The sequence below is a fragment of the Pseudomonas sp. R3-41 genome, from assembly GCF_054161485.1.
Genome location: NZ_CP096421.1, coordinates 6,563,579 through 6,587,726, shown reverse-complemented (window position 1 = coordinate 6,587,726; position 24,148 = coordinate 6,563,579). Strand labels below are relative to the sequence as shown.

Annotated in this window: 25 protein-coding genes; 15 read left to right on the top strand and 10 right to left on the bottom strand. The window is 58.7% G+C overall.

Annotated elements, in window-relative coordinates:
- Positions 1-37: 37 nt before the first annotated feature.
- From rfbD to rfbB, 4 genes are read right to left on the bottom strand one after another with little or no spacing between them, the layout of a single operon-like run.
- A complete protein-coding gene (gene rfbD, locus M1D99_RS28485) occupies positions 38-922 on the bottom strand; it encodes a dTDP-4-dehydrorhamnose reductase (RefSeq protein ID WP_458131148.1) in 885 nt (294 codons plus the stop codon).
- The gene (rfbC, locus tag M1D99_RS28480; protein WP_458131147.1) at positions 919-1,464 is read right to left on the bottom strand and encodes a dTDP-4-dehydrorhamnose 3,5-epimerase; all 546 of its coding nucleotides are present in this window, start codon (positions 1,462-1,464) and stop codon (positions 919-921) included. Before rfbC ends, rfbD begins: the two co-directional genes overlap by 4 nt.
- Entirely contained in the window at positions 1,461-2,336 is an 876-nt protein-coding gene (gene rfbA / locus M1D99_RS28475; protein WP_458131146.1) for a glucose-1-phosphate thymidylyltransferase RfbA, read from the bottom strand. Before rfbA ends, rfbC begins: the two co-directional genes overlap by 4 nt.
- Complete coding sequence (gene rfbB, locus M1D99_RS28470; RefSeq protein ID WP_458131145.1) at positions 2,333-3,415, bottom strand: dTDP-glucose 4,6-dehydratase; 1,083 nt, start codon at positions 3,413-3,415, stop codon at positions 2,333-2,335. Before rfbB ends, rfbA begins: the two co-directional genes overlap by 4 nt.
- 207 nt (positions 3,416-3,622) lie before the next feature.
- On the opposite strand from rfbB, the gene M1D99_RS28465 reads away from it, so the two are divergent.
- The 9 genes from M1D99_RS28465 to M1D99_RS28425 all read left to right on the top strand — a co-directional run bounded on the left by M1D99_RS28465 (position 3,623) and on the right by M1D99_RS28425 (position 13,362).
- Positions 3,623-6,535 carry an aminotransferase gene (locus M1D99_RS28465; RefSeq protein ID WP_458131144.1) on the top strand — a complete coding sequence of 971 codons (2,913 nt, stop codon included), beginning with the start codon at positions 3,623-3,625 and terminating at the stop codon, positions 6,533-6,535.
- Between the two features lie 271 nt (positions 6,536-6,806).
- Complete coding sequence (gene aguA / locus M1D99_RS28460) at positions 6,807-7,913, top strand: agmatine deiminase (RefSeq protein WP_458131143.1); 1,107 nt, start codon at positions 6,807-6,809, stop codon at positions 7,911-7,913.
- A 244-nt stretch (positions 7,914-8,157) separates the two neighbouring features.
- Positions 8,158-8,358, top strand: coding sequence for a hypothetical protein (locus M1D99_RS28455; protein WP_057449186.1), 201 nt, complete (start codon positions 8,158-8,160; stop codon positions 8,356-8,358).
- Positions 8,359-8,661: 303 nt separating this feature from the next.
- A complete protein-coding gene (locus M1D99_RS28450; RefSeq protein WP_458131142.1) occupies positions 8,662-9,333 on the top strand; it encodes a DsbA family protein in 672 nt (223 codons plus the stop codon).
- A gap of 248 nt (positions 9,334-9,581) precedes the next feature.
- Positions 9,582-10,868 (top strand): OprD family porin, encoded by a 1,287-nt coding sequence (locus M1D99_RS28445; RefSeq protein ID WP_434573013.1) that lies wholly within the window; start codon positions 9,582-9,584, stop codon positions 10,866-10,868.
- A gap of 290 nt (positions 10,869-11,158) precedes the next feature.
- A complete protein-coding gene (locus tag M1D99_RS28440; RefSeq protein WP_186707275.1) occupies positions 11,159-11,905 on the top strand; it encodes a 2OG-Fe dioxygenase family protein in 747 nt (248 codons plus the stop codon).
- Positions 11,906-11,918: 13 nt separating this feature from the next.
- A complete protein-coding gene (locus M1D99_RS28435) occupies positions 11,919-12,356 on the top strand; it encodes a GNAT family N-acetyltransferase (RefSeq protein WP_434573011.1) in 438 nt (145 codons plus the stop codon).
- Positions 12,353-13,066, top strand: coding sequence for an AzlC family ABC transporter permease (locus M1D99_RS28430; protein ID WP_186707273.1), 714 nt, complete (start codon positions 12,353-12,355; stop codon positions 13,064-13,066). Before M1D99_RS28435 ends, M1D99_RS28430 begins: the two co-directional genes overlap by 4 nt.
- Positions 13,045-13,362, top strand: a complete 318-nt coding sequence (locus M1D99_RS28425; RefSeq protein ID WP_186707272.1) for an AzlD domain-containing protein — start codon at positions 13,045-13,047, stop codon at positions 13,360-13,362. Before M1D99_RS28430 ends, M1D99_RS28425 begins: the two co-directional genes overlap by 22 nt.
- Here M1D99_RS28425 and M1D99_RS28420 read toward each other — a convergent pair.
- Positions 13,279-14,205, bottom strand: coding sequence for a LysR family transcriptional regulator (locus tag M1D99_RS28420; protein WP_458131141.1), 927 nt, complete (start codon positions 14,203-14,205; stop codon positions 13,279-13,281). The genes M1D99_RS28425 and M1D99_RS28420 overlap by 84 nt on opposite strands.
- Before the next feature lie 392 nt (positions 14,206-14,597).
- Here M1D99_RS28420 and M1D99_RS28415 point away from each other — a divergent pair, with 392 nt between their 5' ends.
- The 3 genes from M1D99_RS28415 (at position 14,598) to M1D99_RS28405 (ending at position 16,559) form a co-directional block, all read left to right on the top strand.
- The gene (locus M1D99_RS28415) at positions 14,598-15,119 is read left to right on the top strand and encodes a PBECR2 nuclease fold domain-containing protein (protein WP_458131140.1); all 522 of its coding nucleotides are present in this window, start codon (positions 14,598-14,600) and stop codon (positions 15,117-15,119) included.
- Between the two features lie 352 nt (positions 15,120-15,471).
- Positions 15,472-15,882, top strand: a complete 411-nt coding sequence (locus tag M1D99_RS28410; RefSeq protein ID WP_060739641.1) for an MbcA/ParS/Xre antitoxin family protein — start codon at positions 15,472-15,474, stop codon at positions 15,880-15,882.
- The gene (locus M1D99_RS28405) at positions 15,882-16,559 is read left to right on the top strand and encodes an RES family NAD+ phosphorylase (RefSeq protein ID WP_458131139.1); all 678 of its coding nucleotides are present in this window, start codon (positions 15,882-15,884) and stop codon (positions 16,557-16,559) included. The genes M1D99_RS28410 and M1D99_RS28405 overlap by 1 nt, the downstream gene beginning before the upstream one ends.
- 138 nt (positions 16,560-16,697) lie before the next feature.
- Here the strand turns inward: M1D99_RS28405 and M1D99_RS28400 are convergent, their stop codons facing one another.
- Both M1D99_RS28400 and M1D99_RS28395 read right to left on the bottom strand, forming a co-directional pair.
- Positions 16,698-18,305: a methyl-accepting chemotaxis protein gene (locus M1D99_RS28400; RefSeq protein WP_458131138.1), complete on the bottom strand. Its 1,608-nt coding sequence runs from the start codon at positions 18,303-18,305 to the stop codon at positions 16,698-16,700.
- A gap of 230 nt (positions 18,306-18,535) precedes the next feature.
- Complete coding sequence (locus tag M1D99_RS28395; protein ID WP_411386221.1) at positions 18,536-18,814, bottom strand: DUF3077 domain-containing protein; 279 nt, start codon at positions 18,812-18,814, stop codon at positions 18,536-18,538.
- 1,030 nt (positions 18,815-19,844) lie between these two features.
- On the opposite strand from M1D99_RS28395, the gene M1D99_RS28390 reads away from it, so the two are divergent.
- Positions 19,845-20,027, top strand: a complete 183-nt coding sequence (locus tag M1D99_RS28390) for a type II toxin-antitoxin system HicA family toxin (RefSeq protein ID WP_045154859.1) — start codon at positions 19,845-19,847, stop codon at positions 20,025-20,027.
- 38 nt (positions 20,028-20,065) lie between these two features.
- Complete coding sequence (locus M1D99_RS28385; RefSeq protein WP_458131137.1) at positions 20,066-20,491, top strand: type II toxin-antitoxin system HicB family antitoxin; 426 nt, start codon at positions 20,066-20,068, stop codon at positions 20,489-20,491.
- 228 nt (positions 20,492-20,719) lie between these two features.
- Here M1D99_RS28385 and M1D99_RS28380 read toward each other — a convergent pair whose 3' ends face one another.
- Both M1D99_RS28380 and M1D99_RS28375 read right to left on the bottom strand, forming a co-directional pair.
- Positions 20,720-21,064: an Abi family protein gene (locus M1D99_RS28380; protein WP_458131136.1), complete on the bottom strand. Its 345-nt coding sequence runs from the start codon at positions 21,062-21,064 to the stop codon at positions 20,720-20,722.
- Positions 21,065-21,789: 725 nt separating this feature from the next.
- On the bottom strand, positions 21,790-22,446 hold the full coding sequence (locus M1D99_RS28375) for a GNAT family N-acetyltransferase (RefSeq protein WP_458131135.1): 657 nt from the start codon (positions 22,444-22,446) through the stop codon (positions 21,790-21,792).
- A gap of 365 nt (positions 22,447-22,811) precedes the next feature.
- Here M1D99_RS28375 and M1D99_RS28370 point away from each other — a divergent pair, with 365 nt between their 5' ends.
- The gene (locus M1D99_RS28370; protein ID WP_458131134.1) at positions 22,812-23,420 is read left to right on the top strand and encodes a hypothetical protein; all 609 of its coding nucleotides are present in this window, start codon (positions 22,812-22,814) and stop codon (positions 23,418-23,420) included.
- A gap of 35 nt (positions 23,421-23,455) precedes the next feature.
- Here M1D99_RS28370 and M1D99_RS28365 read toward each other — a convergent pair whose 3' ends face one another.
- Positions 23,456-24,109, bottom strand: a complete 654-nt coding sequence (locus M1D99_RS28365) for an RES family NAD+ phosphorylase (protein WP_458131133.1) — start codon at positions 24,107-24,109, stop codon at positions 23,456-23,458.
- Positions 24,110-24,148 lie beyond the last annotated feature (39 nt).

The window sequence follows — 24,148 nt, the reverse complement described above, 5'->3', positions numbered from 1 at the left end:
TATGCCTAGTTGTCTCGCAAATACTATTTGTAAGGCCTTACCAGGCTTGTCCGGCCAGACACCGCTGCAACGCGCTTCGCCAGTCGGGCTGGCTCACCACCCATTCCGTGGACAGGCGGCTGCAATCCAGGCGCGAGTTCAACGGTCGAGGGGCCGGCGTCGGATAGTCGCTGGACGCAATGGGCTCCAGTAGCGCGCACGGCTTGTGTCGCTCGAGCAGGTTTTCGCCGATGGCCTGGGCGAAACCGAACCAGGACGTCTCCCCCCGGGCGGTCAGGTGATAGGTGCCCCAGGCTCCGGTTTGACCGCTCTGCCAGCGTTCGATCAGTTGGACGGTGCTGTCGGCAATGGTGCCCGCCCAGGTCGGTGCGCCAATCTGATCGGCAACCACCCGCAGCTGCGGTTTTTCCTGCAACAGGCGCTGCATGGTCAACAGGAAATTGCGGCCCTCGGTGGAATACACCCAACTGGTGCGCAGGATCAGGTGCTGGCCGCCAGCCTGGCGGATGGCATTTTCGCCGGCCAGTTTGCTGCGCCCGTAGACACTCAGCGGGTTGGGCGTGTCGTCCTCGGTGTAGGGGGTGGGCTTGAGGCCATCGAAGACGTAGTCGGTGGAGTAGTGAATCAACGGTATGCCCAGTTCGGCCGCTGCCTGGGCCAGGATGCCCGGCGCCGTGGCATTGATGGCGAACGCCCGTTCCGGCTCGCTCTCAGCCTGGTCGACGGCCGTGTGGGCGGCGGCATTGATGATCACGTCGGGTCTCAGGGCCTTGATGGGGGCGCGCAAGGAATCCGCCTGCGCCAGGTCAAGCTGGTCGCTGCCGCGTACGAGCAACTCGCCCATGCCGCTCAGGCGCGACTGGAGCGCTCGGGAAACCTGGCCATTGCGGCCGATGATCAGGATGCGCAAGGAAGTACTCATGGGAACAGGTCTGCCTCGTGCAAGGCCTTGCCGTTCTGGTCCTTGGCCGAGAGGATCGGCGCGTCGTCCAGCGCCCAATCGATGGCCAGTTGCGGATCGTCCCAGCGGATGCAGCGTTCAGCTGAGGGCGCGTAGTAATCGGTGGTCTTGTAGAGGAAGTCCGCCGATTCGCTGAGCACGACGAAACCGTGGGCAAACCCTGGCGGCACCCACAGCTGCCGATGGTTTTGCGCCGACAGGCGAACGCCCGCCCATTGGCCGAAGGTCGGCGAGCTGCGGCGAATGTCCACCGCGATATCCAGCACCTCCCCCGCCGTGACGCGCACGAGTTTCCCCTGGGCCTGTTCGATCTGGTAGTGCAGGCCCCGCAGCACGCCCCGCGTGGAGCGTGAGTGATTGTCCTGGACGAACGGCAGGGTGCTGCCGGTCGCCTCGGCAAATGCCCGGGCATTGAAGCTTTCGTAGAAAAACCCCCGATCATCACCGAAGACTTTCGGTTCGATGATCAAGACGTCCGGCAAACGGGTGGCGATGACGTTCAACGTGTTTCTCCGACGATCTTGAACAGGTACTGGCCGTAGCCGGTCTTGCCAAAATACTGGGCGCGCTCAAGGATGTGCTCGCGGCTGACCCAACCTTGCTGGTAGGCAATTTCTTCCAGGCATGCCACTTTCAGGCCTTGGCGATGTTCGATGGTCTGTACGTATTGCGAGGCTTCCAGCAGGCTGTCGTGGGTGCCGGTGTCCAACCAGGCGAAACCACGGCCGAAGCGCTCGACGTGCAGGTCGCCGCGTTGCAGGTACGCATTGTTGACGTCGGTGATTTCCAGTTCGCCGCGTTTGGATGGCTTGATGGCCTTGGCGATCTCGATCACATCATTGTCGTAGAAATACAGGCCGGTCACCGCGTAGCTGGATTTGGGTGCGGTAGGTTTTTCTTCGATGGACATCGCCCGCCCTTCTGCATCGAAGTCGATCACGCCAAATCGCTCAGGGTCCTTGACCCAGTACCCGAACACCGTGGCGCCACTCGGTCGGTTGATGGCGGTCCGAAGTTGCTCGCCAAAATACTGGCCGTGGAAAATGTTGTCGCCCAGGATCAGGCACACCGAATCGCTGCCAATGAACTGCTCGCCGATCAGAAACGCCTGGGCCAGACCATCGGGCGACGGCTGCTCGGCATAGCTGAAATTCACACCAAACTGCTGACCGTCGCCTAACAGGTTGCGGTATTGCGGCAGGTCCTGGGGAGTGGAAATCACCAGGATGTCCTTGATACCCGCGAGCATCAGCACCGAGATCGGGTAATAGATCATCGGTTTGTCATAAATCGGCAATAGCTGCTTGGAAACCCCGAGGGTAATCGGGTGCAGGCGGGTGCCGGAACCGCCGGCCAGGACAATACCTTTCATCATGCGATTGCATCCTTGTGGTCGAGCGAGCCCAGGCGCTCGCCCTGATAACTGCCGTCTTGGACCCGTTGGCACCACAGCAGGTTTTCCAGATACCACTGCACCGTCTTGCGCAGCCCGGTCTCGAAGGTTTCTTGAGGTGTCCAGCCCAGTTCCCGTTCGATCTTGCTGGCGTCGATGGCGTAACGCAGGTCATGGCCGGGGCGGTCCTGGACGAAGCTGATCAGGTCGGCATAGTGCTCGACGCCTTCGGGTTTGCGTGGCGCCAGTTCTTCGAGCAGCGCGCAGATGCTGCGCACCACGTCGATGTTTTTCTGCTCGTTGTGCCCGCCGATGTTGTACGTCTCGCCGATCGCACCTTGGGTGACGACTTTGAGCAGCGCCCGGGCATGGTCTTCGACGAACAGCCAGTCGCGCACTTGCTGGCCGTTGCCGTAGACCGGCAGCGGTTTACCGGCCAGCGCGTTGAGAATCACCAGGGGAATCAGTTTTTCGGGGAAGTGGAACGGCCCGTAGTTGTTCGAGCAGTTGGTCAACAGCACAGGCAAGCCGTAGGTGCGTTGCCAGGCGCGGACCAGATGATCGGACGCCGCCTTGCTCGCCGAATACGGGGAGCTTGGGGCATAGGCAGTGGTTTCGGTGAACAGGTCATCCACGCCGTGCAAGTCGCCATACACTTCATCGGTGGAGATGTGGTGGAAACGAAACGCGCGCTTATGCGGTTCTGCCAAAGCCTGCCAATACGCGCGGGTGGCTTCCAGCAGGCTGTAGGTGCCCACGATGTTGGTCTGGATGAAGTCCGCCGGGCCATCGATGGAGCGGTCCACATGGGACTCGGCCGCCAGGTGCATGATGGCGTCAGGTTGGAATCGCGCCAGCACCGCACTGACAGCCGCTTGATCCACTATGTCGGCCTGGACGAATTCGTAGCGGCTGTCGTGATCGATGCTGCTCAGAGACTCGAGGTTGCCAGCGTAGGTCAGCTTGTCGAGGTTCAGGACCTGATGTTCGGTATCGAGAATCAAGTGCCGTATGAGCGCCGAGCCGATGAAGCCAGCACCGCCAGTGATGAGAATGCGCATCCGGGTAAGCCTTTTTCCGTGGTACGACAAAGCGTAGGAGCATAGCTTGTCGGCATGGCGGGAGCGGTGCAAGCGAATATCCCATGGACACAGCCTCCTATACAGCTTCCCAGGAGGGCTGTGCATATTTTTGAACAGGGGGGTTGCTTATCCCCCGACTCGGTGGCGAGATAGGCATCCGAACAAAACCACCTCAGGGGTCGTTGTATGCCACTCGCTACGTTGGTTCACCGCGCCAGTTTGCCAAGCCCACAGATCAGCGCCGAGCAAGCGCTGGTGCTGTTGCGCTCGAATTACGGACTCAGCGGCGACCTGCGACCCCTTGGCAGCAACCAGGACCTCAACTACCGCGTCGACAGCGAGCGCGGACGCTTTGTGTTGAAAATTTGCCACGGCGACTACGCTGTCCAGGAAATCCAGGCCCAACATGCCGCCCTCAAGCACTTGGCCGGACACGACGCGGTGAAAGTGCCGCGGGTCATTGCGGCGATGAATGGCCAGGACCTGCTGACCTTGGACGTCGACGGCCAAGCGATTCACATGCGTCTGCTGGAATACATCGACGGCCAGTCCCTCACGCAGCTCAAGCACCTGCCCCCCGAGCTTGTTATTGGCCTGGGCAGCCTGTGCGCGGAAATGGACCTGGCCCTGGCCACATTCGACCACCCGGGCCTGGAGCGCACCCTGCAATGGGACGCGCGCCACGCCCCGGCCCTGGTCGATTACCTGCTGCCTGTCATCAAGGATGAAACACGACGGCATCGGGTCGCCGAGGTCGCGCAACAGGCCGAGCGGCGCTTGCAGCCGCTCAAGGCCAGCCTGCCGGTGCAGGCGATCCACATGGACATCACTGATGACAACGTGGTCTGGCAGCGCGATGCCCAGCGCCAATGGCAATTGCAGGGCGTTATCGATTTCGGCGACCTGATCCGTACCTGGCGCATCACTGACTTGTCGGTGACGTGCGCAGCCCTGCTGCATCACGCCGACGGCGACCCGTTCTTTATCTTGCCGGCGATCAAGGCCTACCACGCGGTCAACCCCTTGCAGCGCCAGGAACTGTTGGCGCTGTGGCCGCTGATCGTGGCGCGCGCCGCAGTGCTGGTGCTCAGCGGTGAGCAGCAGGTTTCCATCGACCCGGACAACCACTACAGCCGCGACAACCTGGCCCATGAGTGGGAGATTTTCCGCGTCGCCCATTCGGTGCCCTTCGAACTCATGGAAGCGGCGATTCTCACCGCCGTCGGCCACAACCTGCCAGCCATTGCCAGCGAGGGCTTTGCGCCACTCTTACCGACCCTGGTAGGGCGCGAGTTCGCCCTGATCGACCTGGGGGTGCTGAGCCCGCATTTCGAGGCCGGCAATTGGGAGCAGTCGGGGATCGACCAGCGCCTGCTGGATGAAGCCGCGGGTATTCACGGCCTGGCGGCCAGTCGCTATGGGCAGTACCGCTTGTCTCGCACTCGGCCGGACAGCGCCGTCGAACCCGACACTTATCCCTTGCACGTGGCGTTGAGTGTGCCGCGGGGAACGCCGCTCGAATCTCCGTTCGCCGGGGTTGTGCACACGTCTGCCGACGGCATGTTGCAACTGGACAGTGCACAGTTGAGCGTGCGCTTGTGGGGGGTGACGTCGCCGCTGCATTCCGGCGCGGCGCTGGTCAAGGGGCAGGTGCTGGGCGAAGTGACGGGGTCGCTGTGTGTCCAGTTGTGCCGGGGCGCCCACGTGAATCCGCCTCTGTTCTGCACGCCCTCCAGGGCCCTGGCCTGGCAGGCGCTTTGCCCTTCGCCGGCGATGCTGCTGGGGCTGGCGTGCGATGCCGAGCCGGAGACCGATCCCGAGGCGCTGCTGGCTCGTCGCGATGCGAGCTTTGCCCGTTCGCAGAAACACTATTACGTCGATCCGCCGCGCATCGAGCGTGGCTGGCGCAACCACCTGATCGACATGCAGGGGCGCTCCTACCTGGACATGCTCAACAACGTCGCGGTGCTGGGCCATGGCCATCCACGCATGGCGGCGGTGGCTGCCCGGCAATGGTCGCTGCTCAATACCAACTCGCGTTTCCACTATGCGGCGATTGCCGAGTTTTCCGAGCGCCTGCTGGCGCTGTCGCCCTCCAACATGGACCGAGTGTTCCTGGTCAACAGCGGCACCGAGGCCAACGACCTGGCGATCCGCCTGGCCTGGGCCTACAGCGGCGGACGGGACATGCTCAGCGTGCTGGAGGCTTACCACGGCTGGTCGGTGGCCGCCGATGCGGTATCCACCTCCATCGCCGACAACCCCCAGGCCCTGAGCAGTCGCCCGGACTGGGTGCACCCGGTGACCGCGCCGAACACCTATCGCGGCGAATTCCGCGGCCCCGACAGTGCGCCGGACTACGTGCGCAGCGTCGAACACAACCTGGCGAAAATTGCCGAGAGCAAACGCCAACTGGCCGGTTTCATCTGCGAGCCGGTCTACGGCAACGCCGGTGGGATCGCACTGCCGCCCGGTTACCTGAAGCAGGTCTACGCGATGGTGCGCGAGCGCGGTGGGGTCTGCATCGCCGACGAGGTGCAGGTCGGTTACGGGCGCATGGGCGAATTTTTTTGGGGCTTCGAAGAGCAAGGCGTGGTGCCGGACATCATCACCATGGCCAAGGGCATGGGCAACGGCCAGCCGCTGGGCGCGGTCATCACTCGCCGGGAAATCGCCGAGGCGCTGGAGGCCGAGGGGTATTTCTTTTCGTCGGCCGGCGGCAGCCCGGTCAGTTGCCAGATCGGCATGGCGGTGCTGGATGTCATGGAAGAAGACAATCTCTGGGAAAACGCCCGGGTGGTTGGCGGGCATTTCAAGGCTCGACTGGAGGCCTTGATCGATCAGTATCCATTGGTCGGCGCAGTGCACGGCTCAGGGTTCTACCTGGGCGTGGAGCTGATCCGCGACCGCGACACGTTGGAGCCGGCCACCGAGGAAACCACTGTGCTGTGCAATCGCTTGCGGGAGCTGGGCATCTTCATGCAGCCGACGGGTGATTACCTGAACATCCTCAAGATCAAACCGCCGATGGTGACTACGCGCCAGAGTGTGGATTTCTTTGTCGATATGCTGATGAAGGTATTGGACGAGGGGCTGTAATCGATCTGGAATGCCGAGCTGTGAAGCTGTATTCCCCCTGTGGGAGCGGGCTTGCTCGCGAAAGCGGTGGTTCAGATGGCATTGATGCTGAATGTGCCGCCGCCTTCGCGAGCAAGCCCGCTCCCACAGGTTTTCTCGTCATAAAATCGATTTTTGTCGATTTTTGTCGATGTTTTAAGAGGTTTTTTGATTGCTTTTGGTTTTTGTGACTTTATTAGTCGATATTTATCGTCTATAAAGTGACCACTGCCTATCGCCCAGGAGATGACCCATGACAACGTTGCACAGCACTCCGCGCGCGGATGGTTTCCACATGCCTGCCGAATGGGCGACCCAGACCCAGGTCTGGATGATCTGGCCCGAGCGCCCGGACAACTGGCGCCTGGGCGGCAAGCCCGCACAGGCTGCCCACGTGGCGGTCGCCAAGGCCATCGCCCGTTTTGAACCGGTGACCGTGGCGGTGTCCGCGAGCCAATACGAAAATGCCCGGGCGCGCCTCGACGTGCCGAATATCCGCCTGGTGGAAATGTCCAGCGACGACGCCTGGGTCCGCGATACCGGCCCGACGTTCGTGATCAACGACAGCGGTGAAGTGCGCGGTATCGACTGGGACTTCAATGCCTGGGGCGGCTTTGACGGCGGCCTGTACGCGCCGTGGAACCGTGATTCGCAAGTGGCTGGCAAAATCCTCGAGCTCGAGCGCAGCCCACGTTATCGCACCGAAGGTTTCGTGCTCGAGGGTGGGTCGATCCATGTGGATGGCGAAGGCACCGTGATCACCACCGAGGAGTGCCTGCTCAACCGCAATCGCAACCCGCACATGAGCCGTGAGGAGATCGAGGCGGTGCTCAGTGCGCAATTGGCCGTGGATAAGATCATCTGGCTGCCGGACGGTCTGTTTAATGACGAAACCGACGGTCATGTGGATAACTTCTGCTGTTACGTACGGCCTGGCGAAGTCCTGCTTGCCTGGACCGACGACCCGCAAAACCCGAACTACACCCGCTGCCACGCGGCGTTGGACGTGCTGCAAAACAGCACGGATGCCAAGGGGCGCTCGTTTACAGTGCATAAAATGCCGATCCCGGGGCCGTTGTATGCCACCGCAGAGGAATGCGCTGGCGTGGATGCGGTGGAGGGTTCCCAGGAACGCAACCCAAGCGTGCGACTGGCCGGTTCCTATGTGAACTTCCTGATCGTCAACGGCGGCATCATCGCGCCGAGTTTTGACGACCCGCTGGATGCACCGGCCAGGGACATCCTGCAGAACCTGTTCCCGCAGCACGAAGTGGCCATGGTGCCAGGACGCGAACTGTTACTGGGCGGCGGCAATATCCATTGCCTTACCCAACAGCAACCCGCGCCGCGGACAAAGTGAGTGGCGATGTAACAGCACGGTGATATCGCCAGCGCCGGCTCTAAACCGGTGATTTTGGATCCATCCCGGCAAGCCCGCGGCCCGATTGGGTCGCGGGTTTTTTTGTGTCCGTTCGTGGGTGGGCAGGGATGGATTGGCATAGCTCTTGTATTGGATCAGCAGCAGTTCCGGGGAAGGGAACTGAGTTGTTTTGTCATAAACCTTGGATAAATTAGCCGCTCATCAACCAGGAGAGGGCGCTGGAATGAATATGACAAGCGAGCGCACATGCCATCCCTTGGCCGTTAATGGTGAGTCGCTTCAAGCGTTGGCGCAGTGGTTGAAGTCCAACGGAACGCGTCAGATCAGAGAACCTGATCCGCGCCGGATGATCGTTGAGCGCTACCCCGCTGGCCTGTTCAGCGAGGCTGAGCTGGAAGCGCTGTGGGATGTGATGCAAGGATAGAATTCGACGGATTGATAAAAAGCGCTGGCCGGGATGGCAGCGCTTTTTTTGTGTCCGCTGGATTTGTGGATTGATGCAATTTCCCTGTGGGAGCGGGCTTGCTCGCGAAGGCGTCGGGTCAGCTACCTATGCGGTGACTGACACACCGCTTTCGCGAGCAAGCCCGCTCCCACAGAGGATGGTGTTCAATTCTGGGCATTCGCCCGATCCACGAAACACACTGAAAGCCGTTCCGGCGTTTTTCCGCAGCGCTCGCGAGGCTACCCTGCTGCCATCGAATCCCCATGGCTAGCGGAGTTTTCCATGACCACTCTCCATTACCTCTACGACCCGCTGTGCGGTTGGTGCTACGGCGCCAAGCCGCTGGTGCAGGCGGCCCAGGCTGTAATGCCAGTGATCGCCCATGGCGGCGGCATGATGACCGGTACCAATCGCCAGCAGGTCTCGCCACAACTGCGCAATTATGTAATGCCCCACGACCGGCGCATCGCCGAATACTCCGGGCAACCCTTTGGCGAGGCCTATTTCGACGGTTTGCTGCGCGATCAGAGCGCGGTGTTCGATTCGGCGCCGCCGACCGCCGCCGTCCTTGCGGCCGAACAGCTCGGCGGCCATGGCCTGGAACTGCTAGGACGGTTGCAAACCGCACACTACGTCGAAGGGCGGCGCATTGCGGACGAAACCGTCCTGCTGGAGCTCGCTCAATCCATTGGCCTGCCGGCCCAGGCGTTCCTGGCGGCGTTCCGCGCGGCTGATGTGCAAGGGCATATCAAGGCCAGTCGCGCCTTGCTCGCCCAGGTTGGCGGCCAGGGCTTTCCAACCTTGGCTCTGGAGCAGGACGGCCAGTTCTCGTTGATCGACATCGGTCCTTGGCTGGGTAAGCCCGAGGCATTCGCCCAATGGTTGAAGCAAGCCCTGCCGGAGCAGGCCTCTGCGCCATCAGCCACTTGCGGTTTGGATGGTTGTTCGTTTTGAATGTTCTTAGACATTTTTTGCCTAATTAAAGACGATTCACGAAATTGACACGCTCTTAAGGGCGCGACTAGGATTCGCCCTACGCCTGTGGCTGACAGCCATGATTCTTAAATAATAAAAAGGCCCGACACGATCACTCGTGGGCGGGCCTTTTCATTATTTCCAGGAGCAAGAGTCCGAAAAAGAGCGCAAAGCGCCATTTCGGCTGCTCGCCGCGGTGCGTATCAACCCGTACAAGGAAAATAATCATGTTGAACAAGCGCATTAGTTTGATCGCACTGGGGATCTTGAGCACGACACACGCCATGGCCAATGACCAGGCGGAGTCAAAGGGGTTCGTTGAAGACAGCAGCTTGAAAGTGCTGTTGCGCAACGCTTATATGAACCGCGACTACAAGGACGGCAGAGAAGACAAGGCCGAATGGGGCCAGGCGGCCATCGGTACGTTCTCGTCCGGTTTCACCCAAGGCACGGTGGGCGTGGGTGTCGATGCCTTTGGCCTGTACGCGTTGCGTCTGGATGGCGGCAAGGGGCGTAGCGGTGCGCAAGGCATCGATTTCTTCAAGCAAGGCGACAGCGGCAGCGCGGCCGATGACTTGTCCAAGTTCGGTGCGGCGGTCAAGTTCCGCGTTTCCAATACCGTACTGGCCTACGGTGACCAGATGCCGGCCCTGCCGGTGCTGAGCTATGACAACTCGCGCCTGCTGCCGGAAAGCTACACCGGCACGCTGATCACCTCCAAGGAGATCAAGGGGCTGGAACTGAACGCCGGCCGTTTCACCGCCGAATCGCGCAAGAGCGCCGAAGGCCGTGACAGCGGTGGCCTGAAATCGATTAACGTGTTGGGCGGCAGCTATCAATTCACCGAGCAGTTCAAGGCTTCGCTCTACGCCTCGGATGTCGAAGACGTATTGAAGAAGCAATACGTAAACGCCAACTACGTGTTCCCACTGGCCAAGGATCAATCCCTGACCCTGGACTTCAACGGTTATCGCACCAAGCTGGACGACAGCTACGTTCGTGAAAACAACGTCACCGGCGACGACAACAAGATCTGGAGCCTGGCCGCTACTTTCGCCACCGGCCCTCACAGCTTCACACTCGCCCATCAGCGCAGCACCGGCGACAGCAACCTGGGCTACGCCTACGGCGGCTATCAGCGCGAGCAGAACCGTGTGGGTGATGGCGGTAACACGATCTACCTGGCCAACTCCTACTGGTCCGACTTCAACGCTGAGGACGAGCGCAGCTGGCAGTTGGGCTACGGCCTGGACTTCACCACCTTCGGCGTACCGGGCCTGACCTATAACGTCGCTTACGTACGTGGCGATAACATCACCACGTCCACCAGCGAAGGCGGGACCGAGCGCGAGATCTTCAACCAGTTCAAGTACGTGGTCCAGAACGGCCCGGCCAAGGACTTGAGTGTCAGGTTGCGCAGCTCTGTGTTGCGGGTGTCGCAGAAATCCAGCGAGTACAACGTCAGCGGCAATGAGCTGCGGGTGTTCGTGGATTATCCGATCAGCGTCTTCTGATGCCTGATCAGGTTGTAAGTCGATAACGGTGGCGAGGGAGCAAGCTCCCTCGCCACCGTTGATTCATGCCTGCCTGAAGTGAACAGCATGGCGACGCCAAGCTCGGGTTCTTTTTGCTTTTAGCTCAAGAAAAGCCGCTGGAATCGCCTGTTTCCCCGAGAAAAAGTCGTCTTTATGTAACGTTGCCCGCCGTTTCAAGCGCCGCTTGAAATGCCTCAAATACTTTCTCATGGACGTAAATCCTGCACCTACTAGATTAGGCCGCTCAACGCAGTGGAGACCTATGAAAAATGATCGTTCTGAACAGGGAAGTGGGCGAAGCGCTGAGACGTGACAAATACGTCAACGTTCGCGGTGGGGACTTCAACCTCTACGGTCATTTCGGCGACTTTGTCCGGCTGACCAAAAGCTGGGAAAACATGGAGCCCGACAGTTACTACGGCCAGGCCGAGTCAGGCATGCGTTTTCGCCGCTACAGCGACTTCGAATACAACCCAACGACCCGTGAGCTCAAGCAGCTCGAGCACCGGGCCTACGTTCAGTCCAAGGCCAACAACAGCTATGTCGGCGGACTGGAGCGGCACTTCGAGGATTTCTCCAACGAAGTGATCAACTCGCCGGTGATGCGCAGCCTGATCGACACGGACTTCGAGGTGTACAAGAACGTCCTGCCGCAGGAACTGCACGATGAAATCTGGCAGTGCCAGATCCATCAGATCCGCATCGAGATCAAACCGGGCAAACAGCTGGAAATCACCCCTGAAGGGATTCACTGCGACGGTTATCCGTTCAGCGGCGTGCACTTCTGGGGTCGTCAGAATGTGGCGGGGGCGGAAAGCCGCTTGTACACCGCCCAGGAAGAACAACTGGCGGCGACGACTTACGAGGACATTCTCGACACCACGTTTTTCCTGGATCGCGACATGCGCCATTACGTAACCCCGGCGCGCAACACCCATAGCCATGACATGGCGTACCGGCAGATCCTCGCCATTTCCTTCTCGCGGCCCGGGACCGCTTTCGACATTGTTCGCTGAACGGCTCGAACCCATGGACGACCTGACGCAGCAAGTCCTGTTGCGTCGGGCCATGGTCCGGGACGCCGAGCGGCTGGAGCGATTCTTTCGCGGTTTCGACGAAGTGTCGTTCTGCGAATGGCAGGATGCCCGATTCTTGCGCGGCGTGTTGTTGCAGGACACCACCACCGCGTACCTGGCCATCGATGCGAGCGGTGAAGTGGTGGGCGCGGTGATCGGCGGCATGCTCGGCACCCGCGGCACGATCAATCACCTGGCGGTCAGCCCGCACCATCGCACCAAAGGCCTGGGCCAGCGTCTGGTCGAAGCGGCATCGGCAGACATGAAGCGGGTGGGCGTGCTGCGCATGTTCCTTTTCGTCGACGATGCTAATCTGGCCGGCAAGCGTTTCTGGGCCGCTCAGGGGTTCTGTGAGCCTCGGGGTGAAATCACCTTCGAGAGGGATTTATGAACAAGACTTCCAGCCAGCCGCTGGCGGTCGAACCACAAGCCTCGCGTACCTTTGCTGAAGCCAGTCCGGTGGTAGCGGGTTATTTCACGGTTTCGTTTGTGTTCGGTCTGATGGCGGTCAACGCCGGGCTGCCCCTGTGGTTGCCGGTGGCGATGTGCCTGTTCGTCTACGCGGGCGCTTCGCAATTCGCAGCGCTGGCGTTGATTTCCAGCGGTGCCTCGCTGACCACCATCGTGCTCACCACGTTCCTGATCAATGCGCGGCACATGCTGATGTCGGTCTACATGGCCAAGGCCCTGCGCGCGCTGGGGCTCAGTCGTTTCGAACGCTGGTGCTACGCGGCGGGGCTGACGGACGAGTCATTCGCGTTCCACAGCGTCAAGCTCGGCAGCGGGGCGCCGGTGAGCGTGCGCTACCTGGTCGGCTTCAACCTGTTCTGCCATACATCCTGGGTGCTCGGTGGCTTGCTGGGCGCAGTGTGTGCGCAATACGCGGCGCACCTCATCAAATACCAACTCGACTATGCCCTGACGGCGATGATGCTCTATGTGCTGGTTTCGTTGTGCGACACCCGCAACAAACTGATCGCGGCCCTGGCGGCTGTCGTCTGCATGGGCGGGCTGAGCCTGCTGGGCAACTCGCCGTTCAACGTCTTCATCGCCACGTTCGTTGGCTGCGGGGTAGGCGTATGCCTGACCAAACGTTCCTGATCCTGGTCGTGGTCCTGATGATGGCCGTGACCTTCCTGCCGCGCGCCCTGCCGTTGCAGATCAATACCGACCACTGGCCGCCCTTCGTCGCCCGTGCCTTGGAATACCTGCCCGTGGCGATCGTCGCTGCCATCAGCCTGACGCCATTGTTGATCAAGGACCAGCAGATACAACTCGATCGCCCTGAGTTTTATGCCGCGATTCCGACGCTGTTATGTGCGTATTTCAGCCGCAACCTGTTTCTCAGTGTGGCGCTGGGCACGGCGGCGTACATCGCGCTCGGCTCGTTCCTGTAGCCTCAGGTCCACCACATCGTGCAGCGCCTGGCCAGACAACTCCGCATTGTTCACCGCCAGGCGGACTTCAAGAAAGTCCTCGAAGTCCGGAAAAATCGCCAGGCCGTTGCGCAGCGCCGCTTCCCGGGACACCAGCCCCAGGCCATCGAGCTGCGTGATCAACGACAGCGTCAGCGTCTCACTGCAGGAATACACCATGCGCTGGCTCGACCCGTATTCGCCCAGGCCAGCGTCGAGAAAACGCAGGAAGCTGTGGGAATACGGACATTCTTCTGCCGGACGCACCTGAAACTTGTCGCCGAGCAAACCAAGGGAGTCGTCTTCGTCGCCACAATGGGCACCGACCACGCGCACCTGCACATCCGGCATGGTGATGCTGGTAAAACCGCCCTGTTGCTGCCCGATCAGGATCGCCAGATCGAAATCTTCGTTCTTGAGCTTGCTCAGGTTCTCCATCGACTCGGCATAGCTGAATTCCAGCTGATACTGGGGGAATACAGCGATCAACCGATCGATCATCCGCCGGTTGAACTCCGTCGGCAGGGTGGTATTGAGCGCCACTTTGAGCGTGCGCTGTCGCGGCGTCTTGAGCGCTGCGACTTTTTCTTCCAATTGTCGGGTGGCAACCAGCACCTGGTCCATGAAGGGCGTCAGTTCCGAGCCCTGGCTCGTCAACGTCAGGCCTTTGTTCGAACGCCGGAACAACCGGAAACCGAACTGTTCCTCGACCTTGTTCAATTGCGCCGCCAACGCCTGCACCGTGAGGCACGAATGCTCGGCTGCTGCCGACAACGAGCCGGTCTGCACGATACGCATGAGGTTGCGTAGGGTTCTGCTATCCATGAGGTAATGCCCTCTGCTTAAGTGGGCTCGCTATTGTTGTGCACCTGGGCCGGGCCAGGTGGTCATGGTGGCTATCATCATGCACCTTTTCACGCTTGTCGCGATTTTGTGTCGAAAAGCGCTGGCCGGCGATGGTTGGAGCTTATGCGGGATTTGGGGATTTTGCCGGTTTGGCGTGAATTGGCTTGCATCGTTCGCCTGGTTACCGCTTTGCCTGCAACTTTGTCAGAAATTTCCCAGGAAAGAAAAGACTCTGGCTGATATCCGCGCGTTGTTCGAACGGTTGAAATGTGGCGCTTACATTAAAGAGGCATCGCCACGTCTGGATCGGTTGGATAAAGGCAATTGCCGGCGTCTACGAAACATGCAAGTGGTTGCTGAAGGTCACTTGCATGAATCTTCCTGGGACGAAGGAGGTGTCTGGGCAAACAAGCTGGAAAGATCTTGGCTTGCTCGATATTCGAAATATTTCAGTCACACCAACGGCCTCCCCGGTGCGGGAATTACCCGGTGCAGTTGACTTCGACAGCGCCCTGAAACAAGTAGCCCTGGGTTTTGGGCTGCAGGAAGGTATGGATACCGTCTGGATAGACACACCTTATGTGCCGGTGATTGTCAGACGGCGCGACCTTTTACATATCGTTGAGAAAAGACCCAACGCCCGAGAGCGCTTCACGGAATTTGCAGTGGATACGGTGCGCAACCCTTTGGAGATTTGGCGGGTTTTCTATTCTGATGGTTCGTATCGCCTCGCGTTCATCGGCGCTTACGCGGCGAAATACCAGATGCTTGTGGTGATCAATGTCGATCATGGACACGTACTCTGGAATTTCATGAATTGCGATAAGAAAGCACTCAACAAGCACAGGCATGGCCATTTGGTTTATCAGCGATGCCTGGCCCCCCAAGAATGAAAAAAGCAGCCCAAGGGCTGCTTTCTTTGAAGAGGCGCTTGATATTGTGCTCCCTCAAGCAGGGGAGAAGAGGTCTCACCCGAGCGCTGATGTTCAGGTTATCAACGGGGTTCCTAACGCCGACTATCGCCACCTGAAGGCAGTCGGTTTCGCGCTCTTGAAGCCGATTTTCCGGCATGGCTAAGGTTTATGTCAATCCGGGCCCGTGCTCTTCTTTATGTCAGAAATGTAACAAGGAGAAGCCCGGAAATGATTTACTCAGGTTTTTGTTCGCTTGCGAATAAAAACTTAAAAATAATCCATATCTGTACTATCCTCTAAACGTCACCCCGCTATAAAGGAGCCCAACCCCATGGCGACTTCCTCCATTACCCTCAACGCACAGCAACAATTGGACTCCCCGGACGCGGGCCGAGTCGCGTTGAAGTTTTTCTTCAATCTCATGGCGCTCTGGGGCTGCAGCGTCGAACAGCAGCGTACGCTGTTGGGCAAGGTGGGAAATACGACCTTCTACAAGTACAAACAATTGCCGGAAAACGTGAGGCTGCCTCGCGATACGCTGGAGCGCATTTCCTACCTCATGGGTATCCACAAGGCGCTGAGCATCATCTTCAGCAACAGCCGGGACCGTGCCTATCAGTGGGTCAGCAGCCCCAACACTGCGGCACCGTTCAACGGCCAGTCGGCGCTGTCCTACATGTTGACCGGTCGGGTGGTGGACATCGCTGATGTGCGGCGATACCTCGACGGAGTACGCGGCTGATGGTGCCACCACTGGCGGACCCGCAATGGAAACGGGCCTATCGGATCGTCAACAGCAGCTTCCCGCCGATTTCGCTGTTTGAAGACGTACTCGACCCTGAAGACCTGCCCACCGCCTACGCGCTGGAAGCGTTGACCAACGATCGGCTGATGGAACAGGCTGGGGTGCTGTCCCGGGTACGCCCCGAGGACCGTATTTCCGGGCCCGGTTCCTCGCCGGTGATGGCGGCGTTTACTCACATCGGCAAGAGCAGCCGCTTCAGCGATGGCACCTTCGGCGTCTACTACGCCGCCAGCAGCCAGGAAGCGGCCATCGCCGAAACCTGCTATCACCAGGCACGATTCCTCGGCGCGACCAACGAGCCCGACCTTGAGTTGACCATGCGCACTTACGTCAACAAGGTCGTCAAACCCTTGCACGACATCCGCCACGACTATCCCCACCTCCACGACCCGGACCCTACCGCCTACGGTCCATCCCAAGTGTTCGCCCGACAACTGCGTGAAACCCTGTCATGGGGGCTGCTGTACAACAGCGTCCGATTGACCGGCCACGAATGCGTGGCCGCGTTTCGCCCGCCAGCGGTTTCGATCCCCGTGCAGGGCAAGCATATCCGGTACGTCTGGAGCGCCCAGAAGCGGGAGATTTCGTTTGTGTTTGAGGTGAGCGAGGTGTGAGTCAGGTTTTTGGGGTGTTTTATGGCTGGGCAATAATTATTGCCCAGCCATAATTTTCAATAATTCGCGATTATTGAAACCAGAGGCTGCTATGCAGCCCACGGGAGCAAGCTCCCTCGCCACAAGAGTGTCTATTGATCAAATCTTGAACTGCTGCACCGAAGCCTGCATCGACCCCGCCGCATCGTTCAATTGATCCGCCGTTTGCGTCAGATTGTGAATGGAACGGGTGTTCTCGCGAGACTGCTCGGCAATCGACTCCACACGCTGGGCCATTTCATCACTGGCTTTGGACTGTTCGGCAATGGTCTGGGAAATTTCCTCCACCACTTCGGCCGCATGCCGGGCACCGGTGCGGATTTCGCTGATGGACACCCCGGCCTGCTGGGCCAGGTTGACGCCTTCGTCCACACGGCTGACGCAGGCCTGCATGTTCGCCACCGCGTCTCGGGCGCTGGACTGGATGCGCTCGATCATCGCAGTGATTTCCTGGGTGGACTGCGTCGTGCGCGCCGCCAGGTTGCGCACCTCATCGGCCACCACCGCAAAACCACGGCCCGCCTCACCGGCGCGAGCGGCCTCGATGGCGGCGTTGAGGGCCAGTAAGTTGGTCTGTTCGGCGATGCTCTTGATCACCTGGATAATCGAATGAATGTCTTCGGATGAGGCGTCCAGCGCCGTGATCTTGCTGGACGATTGGTTGACCACCTCGGCGATCCGGTTCATGCCTTCCACCACCCCGAGGATCACTTGGCCACCGCTGCTCGCCAAATGCTCGGACTGCGCTGAAATCGTCCGGGCGCTGTCGGCGTGCTGATGGATCTGGCTGATGTTCGCCATCATCTGCTCCATGCTCGCGGCCATGCTGGTCGCGCTCTGGGCCTGTTGATCGGCGCTGGACACAATCTGCCGGGCCGTATTACCCAAATTCTGGGAGGTGCCGTGCAATTGATCGCTCTGGCTGCGGATCGTGGCGATCATCTGCCGTAGATTGGTCTGCATCTGCTCGATCACGCCTTGCAACTGACCCAGCTCATCCTTGCTCTGGGCCCCCATCGAGCGCTGCAAATCCCCTTGGGAAATCGCCTGGGTATTGAGGATGATCTTGTTCAGCGGCGTCAGCACCGCCTTGAGCAGGCTCCACGACAACAGCGCCAGCGCCACACAAGTGGCCAGCAACGTCGCGATCAGCCAGCGCTCCGAGGTGTGAATGCTGTGGTCCTGATGCTCTCGCGATGACTGCGCCTGGTTTTCGATCAGCTCGCTCACCGCTTCGTTGCGCTCCTCCAGCGCCGAAAACGCCCCGTCGAACTCCGCCCGCAAGGCCTGGCCATCCTGGGCGCCGTTCAGCGCCTTGCCAATGACTTGCTTGGCTTTATCGATGTAGGTTTCGACCTGGGGCTTGAGCTCGCCAATCGCCTTGGCGACATCCCCCGGCAACTTCGCCTCGGCATTTTCGGCGATGACCTTGCGCATTCGCTGCGTGTGCTCATCGAACGCCTCCAACACTTCCTTCGCCCCCTGGGCATCCCCCGGCTTCACCAGCAGGGCGGCGAGCACATCGGCACGAATGGCGTCGTGCATCATGTCCGCTTCCATGTGCTTGCGCATGGCCGAAATACTGGTTTCGTTCTGCACCAGGGCCTCGGTCATCGAGTGATAACCCCACAGCCCGATACCGCCGAGCAACAGCGCAAAAGAAAGACTGACCAACCCCGAGCCTATGACCTTGGTGCGGATTTTCATCGCTTACTGCTCCTTGGAGCGGGGGAATTCTGGGAAGTGTAGTTGAGCGCAAGCGGAGCCTTGGAACAGGCAATGCCCTTATTCGAGGCTATCGGCGGGGGGAATGATTAGATGAGCCGTGGCGAGGGAGCTTGCTCCCGCTGGGCTGCGCAGCAGCCCTTCTTTATTTCGTGGTGACTGAGGAAAGCCCAACGCTGCCCCGCTCGTGAGCAGCATTGCGCCTGCGGCCCTTAAGCCGGATTACTCCCCGGCGCCTCCAGCACCTTCACCACATCATCGATGACGGCCTTGCTCATATCCTGCAAATAACACGACGCCCAGGCATACCGATCCGTACTGCGAATCATCGCCGCGTCCTCGGCCAGGACCTTGGCAACGTGGAGCAGGTCGGAGGCGTGGGACAGGGCTTCGCCGATGGGGATCCCGCTGTTGACGCGGAAGAGCGGGCGGTCGGAGTGGTAGCAGAAGGGGGTTAGGCCTGGGGTTTTGAGGTCTCTGGGATGGGTCATTGCGCACCTCCATTTGCCAATTGGCAGCGGGTGGTGGCTAGCAAAGCGATAAAGCGAGGCTGCAGCAGATCCATGGCGTGCATCGATAAACTCCCATATCAAATGAGAGCTGCCACGTTCGTTCTCAGGCGAATGGGTGGCAGCTGTGCGCAGGCTGAGAAACCGGAGATACAGGAACCCGGCAGACCCGAAGGTCTCCCACGCACAGCCGCCATTGCACGGAATGCGGACATAAAAAAACGCCGCAAAACGTGGTTCTGGCGCTGTAGCGCCTGCATCTTACTCGGGTTCTCAGGCCCGGTCGCTGAATTGGCAGCGACGGTTGGAGAGTAGCGGGCGATTGGGTAGGGTGCAATCGTGGCGCGATGCTGGCGGGTGAGGTTTAGGTACGCTCAGGTAATAGTTTGGCTCTCCATCGAGATCGATCCGACGTCGGATACAAGAAAAACGGGTGAAAAAACCGGCAATAGGGCTTGCTTGCATCCATGCATAATCTGACAGTCGAAAAACGGATCACCTGACTGAGCGAGTTGAAACAGAGGACCACAATGGAAAAGTGTCTATTCAAGCGTCTGGTCGAGAGCATGACCCAGATGAGCGAAATTGAGCGTGACGAGCGCCCAGCGTCTCGGGTATCCCGCGTCGAAGTGAAGCGAGTCGACAGGCTCCTGGGTCTTCCCGGCTCCCGTGAAATAGACGAATGTTCATCCGGTGACTCCCAAGCAGGCGCTGCGAAGCAGATGAGCCTGAAACGAAAAGCGTCGTGAGCACGAGTTGGAAATTCAAGCGAACGTCCGCAGCCCCGCGGCGGGTTAAGGTTTCGCTAGACGACTTATAGCCTCGCCTGTTTGGTTGATGACGATCGGACACGTGGCCTATTTCATTCCTCGCCGGTGATCTCGATATCCGATGGTCATTTGGACCATCGGAGACTGACGGGCGTCGCCCGGCGAATCGATGCGCAACATAAATGTTGCTGATGCAACTTTTTTGTTGCACGATTGCCTCGCTGAAACGGCGAGGTATGCAAATGAAATACAGCGAGTTTCGGCGATGGTTGAAAGCCCAAGGGGTTGAGTTTCAACCCGGGAAGGGCAGTCACTTCAAGGTTTCCTTGAATGGCAAGTCAACTGTGTTTCCCGACCATGGAGCCAAGGAAATGGGCGAAGGGTTGAGAAAATCGATAATCAAACAACTGGGCCTCAAGGACTGAGGCCTAGCTGTACGTAGTTGAGGCAGAGGAGAAGCGGCATGTTTGAATATGCGTTGGAAATTCACGAGGAGCCGGGCTGCGTCTGGCTGTCGTGCGCGGAAATTCCGGAAATTCACGCCGCTGGCGATAATCTCGCAGAAGCCTTGGACGGCGCCCTTGATGCGATCGAGACAGCACTGTCCATCTACGTCGATGAACGTCGGGCAATTCCCGACGGTAAACCAGGTGGGAAGACAGGCCATTTCGTGCTCCGCCTGCCTGCTCTAACTGCAGCCAAGGTTGGGCTGTGGAATGCGCTTCTGGAGTCTGGAATGAGCAAAGCCGAACTGGCGCGCCGCCTGGACGTACAAAGGCCTCAAGTAGATCGTCTGGTCGACTTCTTACACCACTCCAAGATCGAGAACGTCGAGCGCGCCTTGGAGCAACTCGGTCGCCGCCTCTCGCTTTCAGTGGAAGCAGCCTAGGCCCAGTGGCTGATCGCTGGTGACAAGCCCCCACAACGTCGCTGTCGGGGGCATTTTTGTACCTGGACATTGGGAGGCGGGTGCTTCGATTGCCATTGTGGGTGAGGATCATTGGCAAAAGATGCTGTTTGGTTGAGCGGGTCCAGGAAAGGCTGCCGATTGTCCTGGCTGAAAGATTGTCGATGGGTTTGATGGCCTCATCGCGAGCAAGCTCGCTCCCACAGGTTTTCAGGGGGTGGAGGAAAAGTGAACGCCCAGAAACAACAAAGCCCTCGCATTTCTGCGAGGGCTTCGTTTTGTATGGTGGCACCAGACGAACGGTATGTTTCGGCGAGAGTAGGTTTTTCGGGCATCTGGTGTTTGCTGGAAAATTCGGCGTACCGCTCGTATGGCGACTTCGACACGTTCGATAGCATCCATGGTGATGCGCCGCAATGAACCATCGAAGCGGTAGATGTCGACGATTGCCTTCAGTGTGCTGCCGGGCTTGAAAGTATGTTCAGGGCCTGGCTCCTGAAAGGGGCGCATGTAGGGACTCAGGCGAAACAGCGTGACCACTTCGAGAAAACGCATGGCTCGATCATCGTTGGCGATGTGCAAGCCTCGTTGTTTTAGCAGTTCCAATGCTGTTCTACGCTGAGGGCCGGTTTGTCGAAGGGCCTCATGTAGTTTTCTCCAGGCAAAAAAAAACCCGCACGATTTGAGCTTGCTGACTGGGTCAACCTAGGCTTGGCGGGTGTGTTGGGATGCATTATAGGTAGGTGTAAGAGACCGTCAACGTTGCACTGACGTGAAATTGTAACGAGCAGACGGTCGAGCAACGCTGGGCTGTCGATGCTGATAAGGCGGTGTTGGCCTTTATCCGGCTTTCAGGAGATTTGAATTCTTCCAGAAACAACAAAGCCCTCGCATTTCTGCGAGGGCTTCGTTTTGTATGGTGCCGGCACCAGACGAACGGTTGTTGGCCGCTAGGGCCCGGTTTTCGCGGGGCTGGAATTTGGTGGATTTTTTGACGTACCTCAAAGGGTATCTATAAATAAATCAGCTAGTTATGGCTTTCCGTGGAATCGAATCGGGAATTTTTTGGGCTCTTTTGATTGATGCACTGCGAGCGGATGTCTGCTGCTGCCGATATGAGATCTTGAAAGGGCTTTAGGGGGAGCTGCGACCACCCGCTAAAAATGCTAGCTGAGAAACGGCAGAAAAAGGCAGAAAATAGGCGTTCGGAACCGACTACGAAATAAGGAACCATTCAGGCTGTGTGCAAACGCCCCGCTTTCCCCCCCCGATGGGGTGTTCTACGTCTTTGGCTCTGCGCTTCTCTTGATCACGTCGATGTACCAACCATAGTCAGTCTCGACAACCCCCGCCGCTCTGGCCGCTTCTCGCTTGGCCTTCATCCTGGGCATGATCTCAAAACCGCCCATGTTTATTTCGATGACCGGATCTTTTAAAGCTGGCTCATGGCTGATGGAAACGCGGTGGACCAGCGCGATGTCGTGCGTTCTATCATCGTATCGTCCATGCACATGATAGACGCGGTCTGGGATGGCTGTGTGCGGTGCGCCCTCGTTGTAGAGGACAGCCTCAGCGAATACCTGGATTGTAATCAAGACCATCTCATCCCCGGTGACTTGTGAATGGCGCTTGGTCGAAAGCCGTTGCATATACACAATACGGTCATGCGGGTTATTCCGATGTGTTTCAAAGCCCATGCTTTTCCAGAACTCAATCGAGGTCGCTGGTTCGCATTGGACAACCAGGACGGCATTATCACGGGCTTCTTCGGCCTTGATTGCCCGCCCTACTAATGCACGGCCTATCCCACGCCGCTTCCGATCGGTCTTGACCTGTAGAATGGAGCTTGGCGATATCCCATGGGTAAGGAAGCCGACCGGGCCTTGCTGATCAATCCAGACCAACATTTGTCCTTCGGCGCAAGCCTCCTCAATCATGCGCCAATTATGGATGAATCCCCGGCCCCCCCTGGACTTCGGCTGCAAGCCATTCCTTGATGAATGGCAAGTCGATCTTTCGGCCCTTGCGCACCCCTTGGCGCTGAGATGGTCGTTTCTCTATCGGTCGATTGGTCGAGTTGGTCATAGCGTTCCTAGGGCCGACGACGAGAGCAAATCCTCACGGATATTGGCCCGTCTTGACAAACTTTTCACCTATGTGCTCCGTCTTGCGCCCACTCGTGAACGCAATTTCGACAAGAAAAACCTGACGAACTGACAGCCTGACATCTTGACGTTTTGTTAAGTTGCCTTCATATTGATATCCGAAGGTTACCCGTCGTCTGAACCCGTTAGGAGGTTCCATGTCCGCTAACACCACCGAAATTTCCCGAGAGACTCTTGTGGAGGAGCTTGTCCGGCGCTACCGGGTGTTCCTGAATAGAGTCCCAATGCCAGCGTTGGAAAAGGCCCTCGTTCTTGCTCATCCGGATGGCCTTATCGAGGTAGCTAAAGCGGGCAAGGAAGAACCTCTAAGCATCGAAACTCGAAATCAGCTGGTTATGGCTCGGATGAGAGTCAAGGCGTTTGAACGCGTCCAGGGTAGATGTGACCTGCTCAAGAGCAGCCAAGCCATCGAGCTGCTGGGCATCAGTCGGGAGACGCTTAGTCAGTGGGTGAAGGCTGGACGAATCGTTGTCTACACCAACAATGGACGAAAGCATTATCCAGCGTTCCAGTTCAGAAAAAATAAGGTGCTCCCTGCGATCCCGCGTCTGATTTCCGAGCTGGGGGTAGATCCGCAAGATATTGAGGCCATGAACATGCTGGTTCAGCATTTGGTCGACGATGTCGATTGTCCAAGCGCTGGGGAATCCAGCGACGTCGTCAGGCGCTTTACGCTGCTTGAAGATCCTGCTGCAGATGCGTTGCTTAAAAACGATTGGGATTCAGAGATCGAAACGGGCCTTTAAAACCGGACCTCTCTTGCGAAAGGTCCGGTCATGGATCACCCTGCCTCTACGATCACGCCCCGACTATCGAGGAATTCGAGAACGGTTTCTTTGGTAGGCAGCACATACTCCAGCAGCGTGTGATAGCTGACTGGCGAGAGTTGCTTGGCCCGCCCTCCGAAGAGTGCTACGTTCCGACCGTTCTGGCTGCCAGCTGGGCAGTACATGGCAGAGTTGTACATGATGCCATCGTACCCCAATGCCGAGACTACCTTCGTCAGCAACCGTGGAAGCTGGTAACCCTGCAGCTTGTCGCCTTTCGGCAGCATAAGCTCGTAGGGCATGAAGCCGAACAGCGTTACTAATTCCGCTGCATCCACCAAGTGCAATACCCGATCCGTCCGCAGGGTGTGCAAGGACGTTTTGCAAAGCGTCGAGTATTTCACCACCTTCCGTTCCGGCTCGCCATAATTGGGCTGGATCGATTCTGCGATCGCTGCCTCTTGGCTAAGGCCGTAATAAGCAACAGGTACCAGCTCTTCTGGGTGCTGAAAGCGACCACCCGCGTTAAGCCGATAGTTGATGGGATTGGCGTCGTGTTTCGACGACTGGACCCGGTAAAGTGCGGTGTGTACAGCGAGGCTCAGGCGCGTGCGCGGGGCGCGTTCCAGGGCCAGTTCTACATCTTTTTCGTTAACATCGATGATCACCGTTGTGTGTCTCCAGATAGAAAATGAGTCGGGGGATTT

What these genes read in the sequence shown, in the direction of transcription:
- rfbB (WP_458131145.1), bottom strand. Translation starts at nt 3,415, where the DNA reads ATGCGCATTCTCATCACTGGCGGTGCTGGCTTCATCGGCTCGGCGCTC.
- M1D99_RS28410 (WP_060739641.1), top strand. Translation starts at nt 15,472, where the DNA reads ATGGCGACTTCCTCCATTACCCTCAACGCACAGCAACAATTGGACTCC.
- M1D99_RS28385 (WP_458131137.1), top strand. Translation starts at nt 20,066, where the DNA reads ATGTTTGAATATGCGTTGGAAATTCACGAGGAGCCGGGCTGCGTCTGG.
- M1D99_RS28375 (WP_458131135.1), bottom strand. Translation starts at nt 22,446, where the DNA reads ATGATTGAGGAGGCTTGCGCCGAAGGACAAATGTTGGTCTGGATTGAT.
- rfbD (WP_458131148.1), bottom strand. Translation starts at nt 922, where the DNA reads ATGAGTACTTCCTTGCGCATCCTGATCATCGGCCGCAATGGCCAGGTT.
- M1D99_RS28415 (WP_458131140.1), top strand. Translation starts at nt 14,598, where the DNA reads ATGAATCTTCCTGGGACGAAGGAGGTGTCTGGGCAAACAAGCTGGAAA.
- M1D99_RS28400 (WP_458131138.1), bottom strand. Translation starts at nt 18,305, where the DNA reads ATGAAAATCCGCACCAAGGTCATAGGCTCGGGGTTGGTCAGTCTTTCT.
- M1D99_RS28465 (WP_458131144.1), top strand. Translation starts at nt 3,623, where the DNA reads ATGCCACTCGCTACGTTGGTTCACCGCGCCAGTTTGCCAAGCCCACAG.
- M1D99_RS28370 (WP_458131134.1), top strand. Translation starts at nt 22,812, where the DNA reads ATGTCCGCTAACACCACCGAAATTTCCCGAGAGACTCTTGTGGAGGAG.
- M1D99_RS28455 (WP_057449186.1), top strand. Translation starts at nt 8,158, where the DNA reads ATGAATATGACAAGCGAGCGCACATGCCATCCCTTGGCCGTTAATGGT.
- M1D99_RS28440 (WP_186707275.1), top strand. Translation starts at nt 11,159, where the DNA reads ATGATCGTTCTGAACAGGGAAGTGGGCGAAGCGCTGAGACGTGACAAA.
- M1D99_RS28430 (WP_186707273.1), top strand. Translation starts at nt 12,353, where the DNA reads ATGAACAAGACTTCCAGCCAGCCGCTGGCGGTCGAACCACAAGCCTCG.
- M1D99_RS28390 (WP_045154859.1), top strand. Translation starts at nt 19,845, where the DNA reads ATGAAATACAGCGAGTTTCGGCGATGGTTGAAAGCCCAAGGGGTTGAG.
- M1D99_RS28380 (WP_458131136.1), bottom strand. Translation starts at nt 21,064, where the DNA reads ATGCGTTTTCTCGAAGTGGTCACGCTGTTTCGCCTGAGTCCCTACATG.
- M1D99_RS28395 (WP_411386221.1), bottom strand. Translation starts at nt 18,814, where the DNA reads ATGACCCATCCCAGAGACCTCAAAACCCCAGGCCTAACCCCCTTCTGC.
- M1D99_RS28405 (WP_458131139.1), top strand. Translation starts at nt 15,882, where the DNA reads ATGGTGCCACCACTGGCGGACCCGCAATGGAAACGGGCCTATCGGATC.
- M1D99_RS28445 (WP_434573013.1), top strand. Translation starts at nt 9,582, where the DNA reads ATGTTGAACAAGCGCATTAGTTTGATCGCACTGGGGATCTTGAGCACG.
- M1D99_RS28450 (WP_458131142.1), top strand. Translation starts at nt 8,662, where the DNA reads ATGACCACTCTCCATTACCTCTACGACCCGCTGTGCGGTTGGTGCTAC.
- aguA (WP_458131143.1), top strand. Translation starts at nt 6,807, where the DNA reads ATGACAACGTTGCACAGCACTCCGCGCGCGGATGGTTTCCACATGCCT.
- rfbA (WP_458131146.1), bottom strand. Translation starts at nt 2,336, where the DNA reads ATGATGAAAGGTATTGTCCTGGCCGGCGGTTCCGGCACCCGCCTGCAC.
- M1D99_RS28425 (WP_186707272.1), top strand. Translation starts at nt 13,045, where the DNA reads ATGCCTGACCAAACGTTCCTGATCCTGGTCGTGGTCCTGATGATGGCC.
- M1D99_RS28420 (WP_458131141.1), bottom strand. Translation starts at nt 14,205, where the DNA reads ATGGATAGCAGAACCCTACGCAACCTCATGCGTATCGTGCAGACCGGC.
- M1D99_RS28435 (WP_434573011.1), top strand. Translation starts at nt 11,919, where the DNA reads ATGGACGACCTGACGCAGCAAGTCCTGTTGCGTCGGGCCATGGTCCGG.